We start from the raw sequence: 15439 nt of genomic DNA, 5'->3' as shown, positions 1-15439 counted from the left end.
CTGAAACCCATGTTCACTACTACTCGTCTACTAGGCCTACTACTCAACGCAGAAATCTTGCGCGGTATGCCAGTGGGCGAAAATCAGAACTGATTTCAACTTCCACAGACACTAAACCCGCGCCGATGCGCGGGTTTTTTTTTACCTCCACGGCGTGAAAGTAAAACAGACAAGGAATCTACCATGAGCGAACAAGTCATTATTTTCGATACCACGCTGCGTGACGGTGAACAGGCGTTACAAGCCAGCCTGAGCGTCAAAGATAAGTTGCAGATTGCGATTGCGCTGGAAAGAATGGGCGTTGACGTAATGGAAGTCGGCTTCCCAGTTTCGTCTCCGGGCGACTTCGAATCTGTGCAGACCATTGCTCGCCAAATCAAAAACAGCCGCGTTTGTGGTCTGGCGCGCTGCGTTGATGGGGATATCGATGCCGCCGCTGAAGCATTGCGCGTCGCCGAAGCCTTCCGTATCCACGTGTTCTTGGCAACCTCTACCCTGCACATTGAATCAAAATTAAAGCGCTCTTTCGACCAAGTATTGGACATGGCCGTGCACTCAGTAAAACGTGCACGTAACTATACCGATGACGTTGAATTCTCTTGTGAAGATGCAGGCCGTACGCCGTTGGATAACCTGTGCCGCGTTGTAGAAGCTGCTATCAAAGCCGGTGCAACCACCATCAATATCCCTGACACCGTGGGCTACACCACCCCAACCCAGTTCGGCGGCATCATTACTAATTTGTATGAACGCGTGCCAAACATTGATAAAGCCATTATCTCCGTCCACTGCCACGATGACTTGGGCATGGCCGTCGGCAACTCCATCGCGGCCATTCAGGCCGGTGCGCGTCAGGTGGAAGGTACCTTAAACGGGATTGGTGAGCGCGCAGGTAACACCGCGCTGGAAGAAGTGATTATGGCAATCCGTACTCGCTCCGAGTACATGAATGTCCATACCAATATCAATCACAAAGAAATTTACCGCACCAGCCAGATTGTCAGCCAAATCACCAACATGCCAATCCCAGGTAACAAAGCGATTGTCGGCTCTAACGCCTTCGCTCACTCCTCGGGTATCCATCAGGACGGTGTGCTGAAAAACCGCGAAAACTACGAAATCATGACTCCAGAGTCCATCGGCCTGAACCAGATTCAGTTGAACCTGACTTCACGCTCCGGGCGCGCCGCGGTCAAACACCGTATGGAAGAGATGGGCTACCAAGAAGCCGACTATAATTTGGATCATCTGTACTCCGCATTTTTGAAGCTGGCTGATAAAAAAGGCCAGGTTTTTGACTACGACTTAGAAGCGCTGGTGTTCATCAATAAACAGCAAGAAGAGCCTGAGTTCTACCGTCTGGACAACTTCAGCGTGCAGTCAGGTTCCAGCATCACCGCCGCCGCCTCTGTGAACTTAGCCTGTGGCGAAGAGATCAAAACCGAAGCCGCGACAGGTAACGGCCCGGTAGACGCGGTCTATCAGGCAATCAACCGTATTACTGGCTACCAGATCGAACTGGTCAAATATCAACTGACTGCCAAAGGCCATGGCCGCGACGCATTAGGCCAAGTGGACGTAGTGGTTTCCTTTAATGGACGCCGTTTCCACGGTGTAGGTCTGGCGACCGACATCGTTGAATCCTCCGCGAAAGCGATGGTCCACGTATTGAACAGCATTTGGCGCAGCAAGCAGGTAGAAATTGAAAAACAGCGCCTGCAAACCGAAAAACAAAACAATCAGGAAACGGTGTGAACATGAGCAAGACCCATCATATTGCCGTCTTACCCGGCGACGGCATTGGCCCGGAAGTAATGCAGCAGGCGTATAAAGTGTTGGACGCGGTACGTCAGCGCTTTGGCCTGAAAATCAGCACCAGCGAATACGACGTTGGCGGCGCAGCTATCGACAAGCACGGCAGCCCATTGCCACCGGCCACCGTTGCCGGTTGTGAGCAAGCGGACGCTATCTTGTTCGGCTCAGTGGGTGGCCCGAAATGGGAACACCTGCCACCAAACGATCAGCCAGAGCGCGGCGCGTTATTGCCGCTGCGTAAGCACTTCAAGCTGTTCAGCAACCTGCGCCCTGCCCGCCTGTATCAAGGTTTGGAAGAGTTCTGCCCGCTGCGTGCCGACATCGCCGCAAAAGGTTTCGACATTCTGTGCGTGCGCGAACTGACTGGCGGCATCTACTTCGGTCAGCCTAAAGGTCGCGAAGGCCAAGGTATGCACGAAAAAGCCTTCGATACCGAAGTTTATTATCGTTTCGAAATCGAGCGTATTGCGCGTATCGCCTTTGAGTCTGCACGCAAACGCCGCAGTAAAGTGACGTCAATTGATAAAGCTAACGTGCTGCAAACCTCCATTATGTGGCGCGAAGTGGTTAACGAAATTGCCAAAGATTACCCGGACGTCAGCCTGAGCCACATGTACATCGACAACGCCACCATGCAGTTGATCAAAGACCCGTCACAGTTCGACGTGTTGCTGTGCTCCAACCTGTTCGGCGACATTTTGTCTGACGAGTGCGCGATGATCACCGGCTCCATGGGCATGTTGCCATCGGCGAGCATGAACGAGCAGGCTTTCGGCTTGTTCGAACCGGCTGGCGGTTCAGCGCCGGATATCGCAGGCAAAAACATTGCTAACCCGATTGCTCAAATCCTCTCCGCAGCCCTGCTGCTGCGCTACAGCCTTGGCGCTGATGACGCGGCGGACGCTATCGAGCAAGCAGTAAATAAAGCATTAGAGGCAGGCCATCGCACAGGCGATTTGGCCAACAGTGGTAACGCAATTGGCACTAACGAAATGGGCGACATCATTGCCCGCTTCGTGGCAGAAGGGGCATAACATGGCGAAGACTTTATATCAGAAATTGTTTGATGCGCACGTGGTGTACGAAGCGCCAAACGAAACTCCATTGCTGTATATCGACCGTCATTTGGTGCACGAAGTGACCTCCCCGCAGGCGTTCGACGGCCTGCGTGCCAAGGGCCGTCAGGTGCGTCAACCGGGCAAAACCTTCGCCACCATGGACCACAACGTTTCGACGCAGACCAAAGACATCAATGCCAGCGGCGAAATGGCCCGCATCCAGATGCAGGAACTGATCAAGAACTGTGCTGAGTTCGGCGTACAGCTGTATGACCTGAATCACCCGTTCCAGGGCATCGTCCACGTCATCGGCCCAGAGCAAGGCATGACGTTGCCGGGCATGACCATCGTGTGCGGCGACTCCCACACCGCCACCCACGGCGCCTTCGGCTCATTGGCCTTCGGCATCGGTACTTCTGAAGTTGAACACGTGTTGGCGACGCAAACCCTGAAGCAGGGCCGTGCGAAAACCATGAAAATTGAAGTGACTGGCGACGCACCGGCAGGCATCACCGCCAAAGACATCGTGCTGGCCGTCATTGGTAAAACCGGCAGCGCGGGCGGCACGGGTCACGTGGTCGAGTTCTGCGGTAAAGCCATTGAAGCTTTGAGCATGGAAGGTCGTATGACCCTGTGCAACATGGCTATCGAAATGGGGGCTAAAGCGGGCTTGGTTGCCGCCGATGAAACCACTTTCGCTTACCTGAAAGGCCGCCAGTTCGCGCCAAAAGGTCAAGACTGGGATGAAGCCGTGGCTTACTGGAAGACGCTGAAAACCGACGAAAACGCCACTTTCGACTCGACTATCACCCTGAACGCAGCGGACATCGCCCCTCAGGTCACCTGGGGCACCAACCCAGGTCAAGTGATGGCGGTGAATCAGGTTATCCCTAACCCATCCTCTTTCAGCGACCCGGTAGAACGCGCGTCCGCTGAAAAAGCCTTGGCTTATATGGACCTGCAGCCGGGCATTAAGTTGACCGACGTCTCCATCGACAAAGTGTTTATCGGCTCTTGCACCAACTCACGTATTGAAGATTTACGCGCTGCCGCCGCCATTGCCAAAGGCCGCAAAGTCGCCAGCGGCGTGCAGGCTATCGTGGTGCCAGGCTCCGGCCCGGTGAAAGCGCAGGCGGAAGAAGAAGGTTTGGATAAGATCTTCATCGAAGCCGGTTTCGAATGGCGTTTGCCGGGCTGCTCAATGTGCCTGGCGATGAACAATGACCGTCTGAATCCGGGCGAGCGTTGTGCTTCCACCAGCAACCGTAACTTCGAGGGTCGTCAGGGTCGCGGAGGTCGTACTCATTTGGTGAGCCCGGCAATGGCAGCTGCCGCCGCGGTCACTGGCCGTTTCGCTGATATTCGTGAACTGAACTAAGGAATCCATCATGACTAAATTCACCCAACATACTGGTCTGGTGGTTCCGCTGGATGCGGCTAACGTCGATACCGATGCCATCATTCCTAAGCAGTTTTTGCAGAAAGTGACCCGTACCGGTTTCGGCCAGCACCTGTTCAACGACTGGCGTTTCTTGGACGACGCAGGGCAGCAGCCTAACCCTGATTTCGTGCTGAATAAGCCGCGTTACAAAGGGGCGAGCATCCTGCTGGCGCGTGAAAACTTCGGCTGCGGCTCATCCCGTGAGCACGCGCCTTGGGCGCTGACTGATTACGGCTTCCACGCCGTGATCGCCCCAAGCTTTGCCGATATTTTCTACGGTAACTCGTTCAACAACCAGCTGCTGCCAATCACCCTGAGCGATGAGCAAGTGGATGAGTTGTTCAAACTGGTTGAAGCTAACGAAGGCATCACGTTCGAGGTGGATCTGGAAAAGCAGGTGGTCAACGCCGGTGGCAAAAGCTACGCGTTTGAAATCGACAGTTTCCGCCGTCACTGCATGATCAATGGCTTAGACAGCATTGGACTGACCTTGCAACACGAAGCAAATATCTCCACTTACGAGAACAAACAGCCCGCATTCATGAAGTAATGGCTGAGCCGTTTGATAAAAAAACCCGCGAATTTCGCGGGTTTTTTATTGCCGATGACTCAGCTCACACGTCTTTGACTCTCCACATCAGGCCAAACGCCAGTAGGGATAACAGGGTGATCGCCCAATAGACCGGATAATGGCCGAAGTTCTCCACGATAGTGCCTTGCAGCAGCCCGGCGAAAATCACGCCGGTCGAAATACTATTGGTAAACAGCGTGGTCGCCGACCCAGCCCGACCGGGCATTAAGTCTTGAAAATAGAGCATGCCGATGCCCGCAATAATGCCGATGAATATCGCATTGAACAGTTGCAGCAGGAGCAGCGCGGTTTTCGACTCAAACAGCACCAGCCCGGCATAGAACAGTACGCCGTTGACGGCGGCAACCAGCATTAGGCGTCGCTTGCCCCAGCGTTTCACTAAAGCGCCCGCAATCAGCATCGCCGGGATCTCAATCCCCGCCGCCGTACCCATCAGCAGCCCGGCTAAGCCTTCTGGCAGCCCGAGATCGCGCGCGATATACAACGGCATATCAATCACATACATCAGATTGCAGGTCCACATCAGTAACGACGCGAAAAACAGCAGCCTGACATCCCGATTGCGCCATGCGCTCACCGCCACCTCGGCATTATCCACCGACTGCTCCACGCGCGGCACCGACGGTAAAAACAGCCAAATCATCAGGATGCTGGCGACATACACCGCCGCCGCGCTGAGATACATCAGCGTGAAGCCGTAATTCAGCGCCAACATAAAGGAGAGCGGCGGGCCGAGCACCCAGGCCAGCGACAGCATGGCGCGCATGGTCGAGCTAAACATTACCACTTCGCTGGCGGAGCGATCCGCGTGCTCGCGGGCCAGCGCAAACAGCTGGGGCATCGAAGTATTGGCTATCGCCGCCAGCAGCACGCCGACGGTGATCAGCACTAAATAGTCGCGGCTAAAGGCAAAAACCAGCGCGTTGCCCACCGCCATCACGCAGCAAAGTAGCAGTAGCTTTCGGCGGTCGCCCTTCTTATCCGAGCGATTGGCCAGCAGGAAGCTGACGGCAATGCCCGCGATGGCATTCACCGTATAAAACAGCCCAACCCACATCGGCCTGACCTTCACTTCGTTGGTCAAAAACAGGCTTAGAGTAGGTGCCTGTAACGCCCCGGCAATGCCGCACAGCAGGGAAACGGTTAGAAAAGTGGCATAGATTGAATTGATACGACGCGTAAGCATGAGCCATCCCAAGGTGGTCGAAGGCGGGTAAACAACTCCCAGTGTAGCCGCGTTTTAAAATAAAAAAACCAGTGAGTTACCTCACTGGCTGGTGACAATACACCATTACTCAGAAATCGTTTTAGCCAGCCTGAAGCCGCTTAAGTTCAGGCCAGACTTAGGTATGTTTGCGGTACTGCTCGTCGCTCATCTCGTCGATATCCCACTGCATTAGCTGAGTCAGCGTGGCAACGCGATACTCTTGCGGCACCCAGTTCAACCACTCGGCTGGCGCGCTTTTTGGAGCGACCGCGCGGAAATAGCGCTGGAAAAAATCTCGATTTAGAAGACCTTGCATGCTGACCTCCTGGGTAAGTGCGTTACGGCTTTGTTGCTAAACAGTATCGGAGTAATATGAGGAAAGATAAATTGATGAAAACAGCACCTGGAGTTCCTCTTTTATGTCCTCAGCGCGTTTACAACAACAGTTCATTCGGCTTTGGCAAAGCTGCCACGGGGAAGAGACGCACACCACGTTACAGGCACTTTCCGAGGTGATGAACTGCTCGCGCCGCCATATGCGATCCTTGCTCACCACCATGCAGGAAGAGGGTTGGATCAACTGGCAGGCCGAGGCCGGCCGTGGTAAACGATCTACGCTGACCTTTCTCTATACTGGCCTTGCGCTCCAGCAACAGCGGGCAGAAGAGCTATTAGAAGAGGATAAAATCGATCAGCTGGTGCAGCTAGTCGGCGACAAAAAGGCCGTGCGCCAGATGCTGATTTCTCAGCTGGGCCGCAGCTTTCGTCAGGGGAAACATATCCTGCGCGTGCTCTACTATCGCCCGCTGCTCAATCTGCTGCCCGGCACCATGCTGCGGCGTTCAGAAACCCATATCGCCCGGCAAATCTTCAGCGGCCTGACGCGCATAAATGAGGAAAATGGGGAACTGGAAGGCGATTTAGCTCACCACTGGCAGCAGATCTCCCCGCTGCACTGGCGTTTTTATCTGCGCCCGGCCATTCACTTCCACCACGGCCGCGAGCTGAACATGGCGGATATCATCAGCAGCTTTGCCCGGCTGAGCACCCATCCGCTGTTCGCGCACTTCTCATCAGTGACGTCGCCGACGCTCAACGTCATCGACATTCATCTCACCTCGACCGACAAGTGGCTGCCGTGGCTGCTGGGCAACGTTCACGCCATGATTTTGCCGCAAGAGTGGGCGTCAATGCCGGACTTTGCCCGTCACCCTGTCGGCACCGGCCCCTACGCCGTGGTGCTCAACCAAAATACCCAGCTACGCATTCGCGCCTTTGACGAGTATTTCGGTTTTCGCGCGCTGATTGATGAAGTCAATATTTGGGTTCTGCCGGAACTCACCGAGGACTTGGTGCATTCCGGCGTCCAGCTGCAGGCCGACGAATCTGGCGACAGCGAGCCGGAAAGCCGCCTTGAGGAAGGCTGCTATTTTCTGCTTTATGACCAGCGTTCGCCTATCGGCAGTGACGAAGCCAGCCGCCTGTGGCTCAGCGAGTTACTCAGCCCGATTGCCCTGCTCAACGCCACCGAGACCATTTACCAGCGCTACTGGGCACCCGCCTTTGGCCTGCTGCCGCGCTGGCACCACCTGCAGACCCACCTTCCGCATCCCAAGCCCGCCCACCTGCGGGAGATAACCCTGACTTACTACAGCGAGCACTCGGAGCATCAGGCAATCAGCAAGGCCATTACGCCGCTGCTGGCGGCGCACGGGGTGAAGCTCAACATTCAGGTGGTGGATTACGCCAGTTGGCACAGAGGGGAAGCGAAAAGCGATGTTTGGCTGGGCAGCGCCAACTTCACCCTGCCCCTTGAGTTTTCGCTGTTTGCTACCCTGCTTGAGCTGCCGTTAATCAACTACTGCATGGATTGCGACCTGAAATCCGACGGCGCAAAGTGGCGCGCCGGACAGTTGAACATGGCGGAGTGGGCGCAAAAGTTGGTGGAGAATAACCATCTGCATCCGCTGTTCCATCACTGGCTGGTGCTACAGGGACAGCGCAGCATGCGCGGGGTGCGCATGAACACCCTCGGCTGGTTCGACTTTAAATCCGCCTGGTTCGCGCCGCCGGACAGTTAATGCTTCTTCCACAAGCCGCGCGAAGTCTCTAGAATGGCAATCGTTCTCAACGGGGTGCCTGAAGTTCATTGTTTTATGAACTCTATTTAAATGCCGCGAGCGAGTGTTCAGCGGGTGAAGTCCAGCGCACAGCCAGCGCAGCGTACTCAAGTACGTGAGCAAGGCGAGCACTGCACGACACCCGATCAACACCCGCGCAGCAAGTTTAAAGGCTGAGATTTGATACCCGTCGAACCTGATCCGGTTAACCCCGGCGGAGGGATTTGAGACTGCACCTGCTTACTCAAAATCCTTTGCCCCTTTTCTTTTATGGAGTGCAAAGTTGAAGAAATTACTGCCTTTCCTGCTGCTGTTGAGCGCCCCGGCCTTCGCCGCCAAGCCTGTCCTCACTGTTTACACCTACGACTCTTTCGCTGCTGACTGGGGCCCCGGCCCGGCGATTAAAAAAGCCTTTGAAGCTGACTGCGGCTGCGAACTGAAATATGTCGCGCTGGAAGATGGCGTCTCGCTGCTCAATCGCTTACGGATGGAAGGCAAAAACAGTCAGGCCGACGTGGTAGTCGGGCTGGATAACAACCTGCTGCAAGCCGCGGAGCAAACCGGCCTGTTCGCCAAAGCCCCGGCTATCGACGCCAAGCTGGATATTCCGGGTGGCTGGAACAACTCAACCTTCGTGCCTTACGATTACGGCTACTTCGCCTTCGTCTATGACAAGAACAAACTGAAGAACCCGCCGAAAAGTCTCGATGAGCTGATCAACAGCCCGCAGAACTGGAAAGTGATTTACGAAGACCCGCGCACCAGCACGCCGGGCCTCGGCCTGCTGCTGTGGATGCAGAAAGTCTATGGCGACAAAGCGCCGCAAGAGTGGCAGAAGCTGGCGAAGAAAACCGTCACCGTCACCAAGGGCTGGAGCGAAGCTTACGGGCTGTTCCTGAAAGGGGAAAGTGATCTGGTGCTGAGCTACACCACCTCTCCGGCTTATCACATCATTGAAGAGAAGAAAGACAACTACGCCGCCGCAAACTTCAGCGAAGGCCACTATATGCAGGTTGAAGTAGCCGGGCAGTTGGCCGCCAGCAAACAGCCGGAACTGGCAACGAAATTCATCAAATTCGTCACCAGCGCGGGCTTCCAGAACGCCATCCCGACCGGCAACTGGATGTACCCGGTGGTCAAATCCGAGCTGCCTGCCGCCTTTGGTCAGCTGACCGTACCGAGCAAATCCCTGCAATACAGCGCGCAAGACGTCGCTGATCACCGTAGTCAATGGATTCAGGCATGGCAAACCGCCGTCAGCCGCTAATCCCCCACTGGCTATGGCCGGGCATGGTCGCCGCCCTGAGTATTTTAGCGGTGGCCGTGCTGGCTCTGGGTTCCCTGTGGCGTCATGCGCCACAGTTAGCTGGCCCCTCGCTGTGGCAAGACGCCTATCTGTGGCATGTCATTCGCTTCACCTTCTGGCAGGCGCTGCTGTCGGCGCTGTTCTCCGTGCTGCCCGCGATTCTGCTGGCGCGCGCCCTGTTCCGCCGCCGCTTTCCCGGCCGCCAAATCCTGCTGCGCCTGTGCGCCATGACCTTAGTGCTGCCGGTGTTGGTTGCGGTGTTCGGCATTCTCAGCGTCTATGGCCGCCAGGGCTGGCTGGCCCAGCTCTGCCAATGGTTGGGCGTGGATTACACCTTCTCGCCCTATGGGCTGAAAGGCATTTTGCTGGCTCACATCTTCTTTAACCTGCCGCTGGCCGCCCGCCTGCTGCTTCAGGCGCTGGAAAACATCGCTACCGAGCAGCGCCAGCTTGCCGCCCAGCTCGGCATGAACGCATGGCAGCAGTTCCGTTTTGTCGAATGGCCCGCGCTGCGCCGCCAGATCCTGCCCGCCGCTGCGCTAATCTTTATGTTGTGCTTCGCCAGCTTTGCCACCGTGCTCTCCTTGGGCGGCGGCCCGCAGGCCACCACCATCGAGCTGGCGATTTATCAGGCCCTGAGTTACGACTATGACCTAACCCGCGCCGCCAGTCTGGCGCTGATCCAACTGGTGTGCTGCCTCGGGCTGGTGATGCTAAGCCAGCAACTCAGCCGCGCGCTGCCGGTCGGCCATACCCACGCGCAGAAGTGGTACGACCCCAATGACTCGCTGCTGCGCCGAAGCTGCGACGCCCTGCTGATCGCCCTCGCGCTGCTGCTTATTCTCCCTCCGCTGCTGGCGGTAGTGGTTGATGGTGCCAACCGCGCCGTGCTCAGCGTGCTTCAACAACCGGCGCTGTGGCAGGCTCTTTGGACCTCGCTGCGCATCGCGGCGGGCAGCGGATCGCTCTGCGTGATCCTGACCATGATGCTGCTGTGGAGCAGCCGCGAGCTGAGACTTCGCCAGCGCAGCGGCTGGGCGCAGGCGCTGGATATCAGCGGCATGCTGATTCTGGCGATGCCCGGCATCGTGCTGGCGACCGGCTTCTTCTTACTGCTCAGCGACACCATCGGTCTGCCGCAATCGCCATGGTCGCTGGTTATCATGACCAACGCGCTAATGGCGGTGCCCTATGCCATGAAGGTGCTGGATAACCCGATGCGTGACGTCGCCGAACGCTACAGCCTGCTCTGTTTGTCTCTGGATATGCGCGGCTGGCGTCGACTGCGCTGGGTGGAATTCAGCGCGCTGAAACGCCCTTTAACCCAGGCGCTGGCCTTCTCTTGCGTGCTTTCCCTCGGGGATTTCGGCGTCATTGCGCTGTTTGGCAATGAGAATTTCCGCACGCTGCCTTTCTACCTTTATCAGCAGATTGGCTCTTATCGCAGTCAGGACGGCGCGGTGACCGCGCTGCTATTGCTGCTGCTATGCTTCTTGCTGTTCACCCTGATTGAACGTTTACCGGGCCGCCATGCTGACGCTAAATAAACTGACTTACCTGTATGAACACCTGCCGATGCGCTTTGATTTACAGATTGAGGCGGGAGAGCGCGTCGCCATTCTGGGGCCAAGTGGCGCGGGGAAAAGCACCCTGCTCAGCCTGACGGCGGGCTTTTTGGCGGCGACCAGCGGGAAGATTCTGCTTAATGATCAAGACCATAGCCAAACGCCACCGGCCAAGCGCCCGGTCTCCATGCTGTTTCAGGAGAACAACCTGTTCTCCCATCTGACCGTGCGCCAGAACATGGGGCTGGGGCTGCATCCGGGGTTGAAACTGAGCGCCGCGCAGCAGCAAGAATTGTTGGAAATCGCCCGGCAGGTGGGGCTTGAGGATTGTCTGGATCGCCTGCCTTCGCAGCTTTCCGGCGGGCAGCGCCAGCGCGTGGCTTTGGCGAGATGCCTGTTACGCAGCCAGCCTATTTTGCTGCTGGATGAGCCATTTTCTGCCCTCGACCCGGCACTGCGCAGTGAGATGCTCAACCTGCTGGATAAAGTGTGCTCGGAGCGCAATCTGACGCTGCTGATGGTGTCGCATAATTTGGATGACGCGGTGCGCGTGGCGCAACGCACGCTGCTGATTGTCGACGGCCGAATTTACTACGACGGCCCGACGCAGGCTCTGGTGGAAGGCAGTGCAGCAGAAGCCCAGATACTGGGCATTCCGCTGCGCTAAGAGAAGTTAGCGGGTGATCACTTTCCACAGCAGATGCCCGTAAACCGGCATCAAAGGCTGCTTGCTCAGCATCACAAAGCAGACCGCCGTGGCAATCACGCCAAGCACGGAGAGCACGCGCACTCGCGCCAAGGGCAGCCAGCGCGCCATGGCGTCGCCGCTGTTTTTATCCGAGCGGAACCAGCGCCACAGCAACCACGCCGTCAGCCACAATAAGGCGGCAGAGCCCAGCAGCAGCCACTTGAACACCGTGCTGTTATGCCCGGCCGGGATATCAATCGCCACCCCCGCCAAAATACCCGGCAGGAAGTAGACCGGCGGCCAGGTGATGCAGCCGACAATATTCGGCGGAGCAAATTTATACGGCGGCAGGCTGAGCATCCCGGCAACCATCGGCACCAGCGGGCGAGTCGGCCCAATAAAGCGGCCAATAATGACCGTCGCGAAGCTGTGACGGTCAAGCGCGCTGCCGGTTTTGTCGAGCAGTGCCTGATAGCGTTGCAGGAACTTCCAGTTATGCAGCGGCCCCTTGAAGCGACGGCCGATGAAATAGGAGGCCCAGTCGCCCACGAAACAGCCCAGCCCTGCGGCCAGCCAGGCTTCGTACAGGCCAACCTGTCCACTGCCAATCAGGGTGCCCAGAGTGGCCATCATGACGGTGCCGGGAAGGATCAACCCGACCAGCGCCAGCGATTCAAAAAACGCCACCACCGCAACGATAATCAGTGCAATTCCCACCGACTGCGCGACGAGATGCTGTAAATAGGCTTCCATAAAATCCCAGTGTTATGTGCGTCTTGCATGGCCAAATCAATGGCTGACTATCCCTGCAATATCAGGTAAATGACTGAATACTTTATAAATGAAAAACATTCACAAAATGCATTTCAGTCCAGTAATTCATAAGTGTAGCTTTATAAAACATTACGCGGCTGAATTGTCAGCGCAGGGCGAAAGTGAGTCAACCGGCGAATTGTATGCATATTTGCCTAAATGCGCCTTAAACCCGCGCCGATGGACAAGAACTGTATAAATAACCATACTATATTGCTCTACCCTGCTTTTTTACTCGACCTAATGAGGCGCTTATCAACGCACCCACTTCGCACGCTTCGACGCTCACCTCGCCACGTCAGGGGTTTGTGTTAACCCGACACTGGCGTGACACCCCGCGCGGTACGGAGGTGGAGCTGTGGCTGGCGACCGACAGCGGCCCCCAGCGCGTGCGTTTACCTTTGCAGGAATCAGTGGCTTTTTTGCCCGTCGAGCAACGCAAGCAGGCCGAGCGGCTGCTGATCGGAGAGAAAGGCTACAGCTTGCGCGAGCTGCCTTTGCAGGATTTCCAATCTCGCCCGGTCCTTGGGCTGTATTGCACTCAGCATCGCCAGCTAATGCGGCTGGAAAAACTGCTTAAAGAAGGGGGAGTCACCCTGTTCGAAGCAGATATTCGCCCGCCCGAGCGCTATTTAATGGAGCGCTTCATCACCGCGCCGGTGTGGTTCAGCGGCCAGCAGAGTGGCGACAATCTGCTGGTTGAAACCCGCATAAAGCCCGCCGAAGCCTATCGCCCGCCGCTAAAGCTCTGCTCGCTGGACATTGAAACCAGCGGCAACGGCGAGCTTTACTGTATCGGCCTTGAGGGCTGCGGCCAGCGCCACGTCTACATGCTCGGGCCGCCGAACGGTGACCCAGACACTCCGCGCGACTTCATTCTGGAGTATGTCGACAGCCGCCCGAAGCTGCTGGAAAAACTCAATGAGTGGCTGGCGGCCTACGACCCTGACGTCATTATCGGCTGGAATGTGGTGCAGTTTGACCTGCGCGTGTTGCAAAGACACGCCGAGCGCTACCACATCCCGCTGCGTTTTGGCCGCGACGGTAGCGACCTCGAGTGGCGCGAGCACGGCTTCAAACAGGGGCATTTCTTCGCCGCGGCCGCCGGGCGTTTAATCATTGACGGTATTGAAGCACTGAAATCGGCTTTCTGGAACTTCTCCTCTTTCAGTTTGGAAAACGTCTCGCAAACTTTGCTCGGTGAAGGTAAAGCCAGCGACAGCCCTTACCAGCGATTGGCCGAAATCGAACAGCGTTTTCGCGAAAATAAGCCCGCGTTGGGCCACTACAACCTGAAAGACTGCGAGCTGGTGACGCGCATTTTTGCCAAAACCGAGCTGATGCCCTTCCTGCTTGAGCGCGCCTCGGTGACCGGGCTGGCGGTCGATCGCCACGGCGGCTCGGTGGCCGCTTTCACCCACCTTTATTTACCGCGCATGCATCGCATCGGCTATGTCGCGCCGAACATGGGCGAACGCGAAGGGGAAATGAGCCCCGGCGGCTTTGTCATGGACTCCCGCCCCGGCCTGTATGACTCCGTGCTGGTGCTCGACTACAAAAGCCTTTATCCGTCGATAATCCGCACCTTCCTGATTGACCCCGTCGGGCTGGTCGCGGGTTTGCAGCAGCCCGATGAGCAACACGCCGTGCCGGGCTATCGCGGCGCGCACTTCTCCCGTGAGAAGCACTGCCTGCCGGAAATCGTCCGGCAAATCTGGCAAGGGCGGGAAACCGCCAAGCAGCAAAACAACAAGCCGCTGTCGCAGGCGCTGAAAATCATCATGAACGCCTTTTATGGCGTGCTGGGTTCCAGCGGCTGTCGCTTCTTCGACCCAAGGCTGGCGTCATCCATCACTCTGCGCGGCCATGACATCATGCGCCAAACCCGCGAACTGATTGAAGCCGAGGGCTTTCAGGTGATTTATGGCGACACTGATTCCACCTTTGTCTGGCTGAATAAAGCTCATTCTGAAGAGGAGGCCGGAGCCATTGGCCGCCGCCTTGTTGAGCAGGTGAATGCCTGGTGGAAGGCCCATCTGCAGCAGAAATATGGGCTGGAAAGCGCGCTGGAGCTGGAGTTTGAAACCCACTTCAAACGCTTCTTGATGCCGACCATTCGCGGCTCCGACCAGGGCAGTAAAAAGCGCTATGCCGGATTAACCCAAGGGCCGGACGGCGAACATATCATCTATAAAGGTTTGGAAACGGTACGCACCGACTGGACGCCGCTGGCGCAAGATTTCCAGCAGGCGCTGTATCAGCGTATTTTCCATAATCAGCCCTATCAGGACTATGTGCGGGATTACGTGGCAAGCACGCTGGCGGGCGAGTTCGACAGCCAGCTGGTTTATCGCAAACGCCTGCGCCGCAAACTCAGCGACTACGAGCGCAATGTGCCGCCGCACGTCCGTGCTGCAAGGCTGGCCGACGAGTATAATTTGGCCCAAGGCCGCGCACAGCAGTATCAAAACGGCGGCTGGATAAGCTATGTCATGACCACTTCCGGGCCGGAGCCGCTGGAGAATCTGCATTCGCCGATTGATTACGACCACTACATTGAGCGCCAGCTAGAGCCGGTGGCCGACGGCATTCTGCCCTTCCTGCATGATGACTTTGCTACACTGATCACTGGCCAGATGGGTTTGTTTTAAATCAGGCGCGCGGGTCTGTTTAGTAAAGATGTATCGTGACGTAAGGGCCGCCTTCTATTACCATAGCGCCCTTTCCCGAATCTGAACCACCCCCATAAAATTAACCATTCCGCGCCACTGGCGAGGAAAGCAAGCTATTACTAAAAATCAGGGCGCAGTAAAGCCGTTCATAACAGACAGACA

At 56.6% G+C, this 15439-nt stretch carries 12 protein-coding genes; 9 read left to right on the top strand and 3 right to left on the bottom strand.

Annotated elements, in window-relative coordinates; genetic code table 11:
* Positions 1–183: 183 nt before the first annotated feature.
* The 4 genes from leuA to leuD are packed head-to-tail and all read left to right on the top strand — an operon-like array spanning position 184 to position 4864.
* Positions 184–1755: a 2-isopropylmalate synthase gene (leuA, locus tag V2154_RS02845; RefSeq protein WP_353500986.1), complete on the top strand. Its 1572-nt coding sequence runs from the start codon at positions 184–186 to the stop codon at positions 1753–1755.
* A gap of 2 nt (positions 1756–1757) precedes the next feature.
* Positions 1758–2849, top strand: a complete 1092-nt coding sequence (gene leuB / locus V2154_RS02840) for a 3-isopropylmalate dehydrogenase (protein ID WP_353500985.1) — start codon at positions 1758–1760, stop codon at positions 2847–2849.
* A 1-nt stretch (position 2850) separates the two neighbouring features.
* Positions 2851–4251: a 3-isopropylmalate dehydratase large subunit gene (gene leuC / locus V2154_RS02835; protein WP_353500984.1), complete on the top strand. Its 1401-nt coding sequence runs from the start codon at positions 2851–2853 to the stop codon at positions 4249–4251.
* A 7-nt stretch (positions 4252–4258) separates the two neighbouring features.
* A complete protein-coding gene (gene leuD, locus V2154_RS02830; protein ID WP_353503896.1) occupies positions 4259–4864 on the top strand; it encodes a 3-isopropylmalate dehydratase small subunit in 606 nt (201 codons plus the stop codon).
* Positions 4865–4928: 64 nt separating this feature from the next.
* Here the strand turns inward: leuD and V2154_RS02825 are convergent, their stop codons facing one another.
* Positions 4929–6092 (bottom strand): MFS transporter, encoded by a 1164-nt coding sequence (locus V2154_RS02825; protein WP_353500983.1) that lies wholly within the window; start codon positions 6090–6092, stop codon positions 4929–4931.
* A 157-nt stretch (positions 6093–6249) separates the two neighbouring features.
* Positions 6250–6429, bottom strand: coding sequence for a glucose uptake inhibitor SgrT (sgrT, locus tag V2154_RS02820; RefSeq protein WP_353500982.1), 180 nt, complete (start codon positions 6427–6429; stop codon positions 6250–6252).
* Between the two features lie 103 nt (positions 6430–6532).
* Here sgrT and sgrR point away from each other — a divergent pair, with 103 nt between their 5' ends.
* From sgrR to thiQ, 4 genes are all read left to right on the top strand, one after another.
* Complete coding sequence (gene sgrR, locus V2154_RS02815; protein ID WP_353500981.1) at positions 6533–8194, top strand: HTH-type transcriptional regulator SgrR; 1662 nt, start codon at positions 6533–6535, stop codon at positions 8192–8194.
* A 322-nt stretch (positions 8195–8516) separates the two neighbouring features.
* Positions 8517–9500 (top strand): thiamine ABC transporter substrate binding subunit, encoded by a 984-nt coding sequence (thiB, locus tag V2154_RS02810; protein ID WP_353500980.1) that lies wholly within the window; start codon positions 8517–8519, stop codon positions 9498–9500.
* The gene (gene thiP, locus V2154_RS02805; RefSeq protein WP_353500979.1) at positions 9476–11086 is read left to right on the top strand and encodes a thiamine/thiamine pyrophosphate ABC transporter permease ThiP; all 1611 of its coding nucleotides are present in this window, start codon (positions 9476–9478) and stop codon (positions 11084–11086) included. The genes thiB and thiP overlap by 25 nt, the downstream gene beginning before the upstream one ends.
* The gene (gene thiQ, locus V2154_RS02800; protein ID WP_353500978.1) at positions 11070–11771 is read left to right on the top strand and encodes a thiamine ABC transporter ATP-binding protein ThiQ; all 702 of its coding nucleotides are present in this window, start codon (positions 11070–11072) and stop codon (positions 11769–11771) included. The genes thiP and thiQ overlap by 17 nt, the downstream gene beginning before the upstream one ends.
* Positions 11772–11777: 6 nt before the next feature.
* Here thiQ and V2154_RS02795 read toward each other — a convergent pair whose 3' ends face one another.
* Entirely contained in the window at positions 11778–12545 is a 768-nt protein-coding gene (locus V2154_RS02795) for a DedA family protein (RefSeq protein ID WP_034787121.1), read from the bottom strand.
* Between the two features lie 314 nt (positions 12546–12859).
* Here V2154_RS02795 and V2154_RS02790 point away from each other — a divergent pair, with 314 nt between their 5' ends.
* Positions 12860–15256, top strand: a complete 2397-nt coding sequence (locus V2154_RS02790) for a DNA polymerase II (RefSeq protein ID WP_353503895.1) — start codon at positions 12860–12862, stop codon at positions 15254–15256.
* The last annotated feature ends 183 nt before the right edge of the window (positions 15257–15439 follow it).

The organism is Ewingella sp. CoE-038-23 (assembly GCF_040419245.1).
GTDB classification, from domain to species: Bacteria; Pseudomonadota; Gammaproteobacteria; order Enterobacterales; family Enterobacteriaceae; genus Ewingella; species Ewingella allii.
This window is presented reverse-complemented; position numbering and strand designations above follow the sequence as displayed.

Coding starts and splice junctions, on each gene's coding strand:
- sgrR (WP_353500981.1), top strand. CDS start 6,533: ATGTCCTCAGCGCGTTTACAACAACAGTTCATTCGGCTTTGGCAAAGC.
- leuC (WP_353500984.1), top strand. CDS start 2,851: ATGGCGAAGACTTTATATCAGAAATTGTTTGATGCGCACGTGGTGTAC.
- thiP (WP_353500979.1), top strand. CDS start 9,476: ATGGCAAACCGCCGTCAGCCGCTAATCCCCCACTGGCTATGGCCGGGC.
- sgrT (WP_353500982.1), bottom strand. CDS start 6,429: ATGCAAGGTCTTCTAAATCGAGATTTTTTCCAGCGCTATTTCCGCGCG.
- thiQ (WP_353500978.1), top strand. CDS start 11,070: ATGCTGACGCTAAATAAACTGACTTACCTGTATGAACACCTGCCGATG.
- V2154_RS02825 (WP_353500983.1), bottom strand. CDS start 6,092: ATGCTTACGCGTCGTATCAATTCAATCTATGCCACTTTTCTAACCGTT.
- leuB (WP_353500985.1), top strand. CDS start 1,758: ATGAGCAAGACCCATCATATTGCCGTCTTACCCGGCGACGGCATTGGC.
- leuA (WP_353500986.1), top strand. CDS start 184: ATGAGCGAACAAGTCATTATTTTCGATACCACGCTGCGTGACGGTGAA.
- V2154_RS02795 (WP_034787121.1), bottom strand. CDS start 12,545: ATGGAAGCCTATTTACAGCATCTCGTCGCGCAGTCGGTGGGAATTGCA.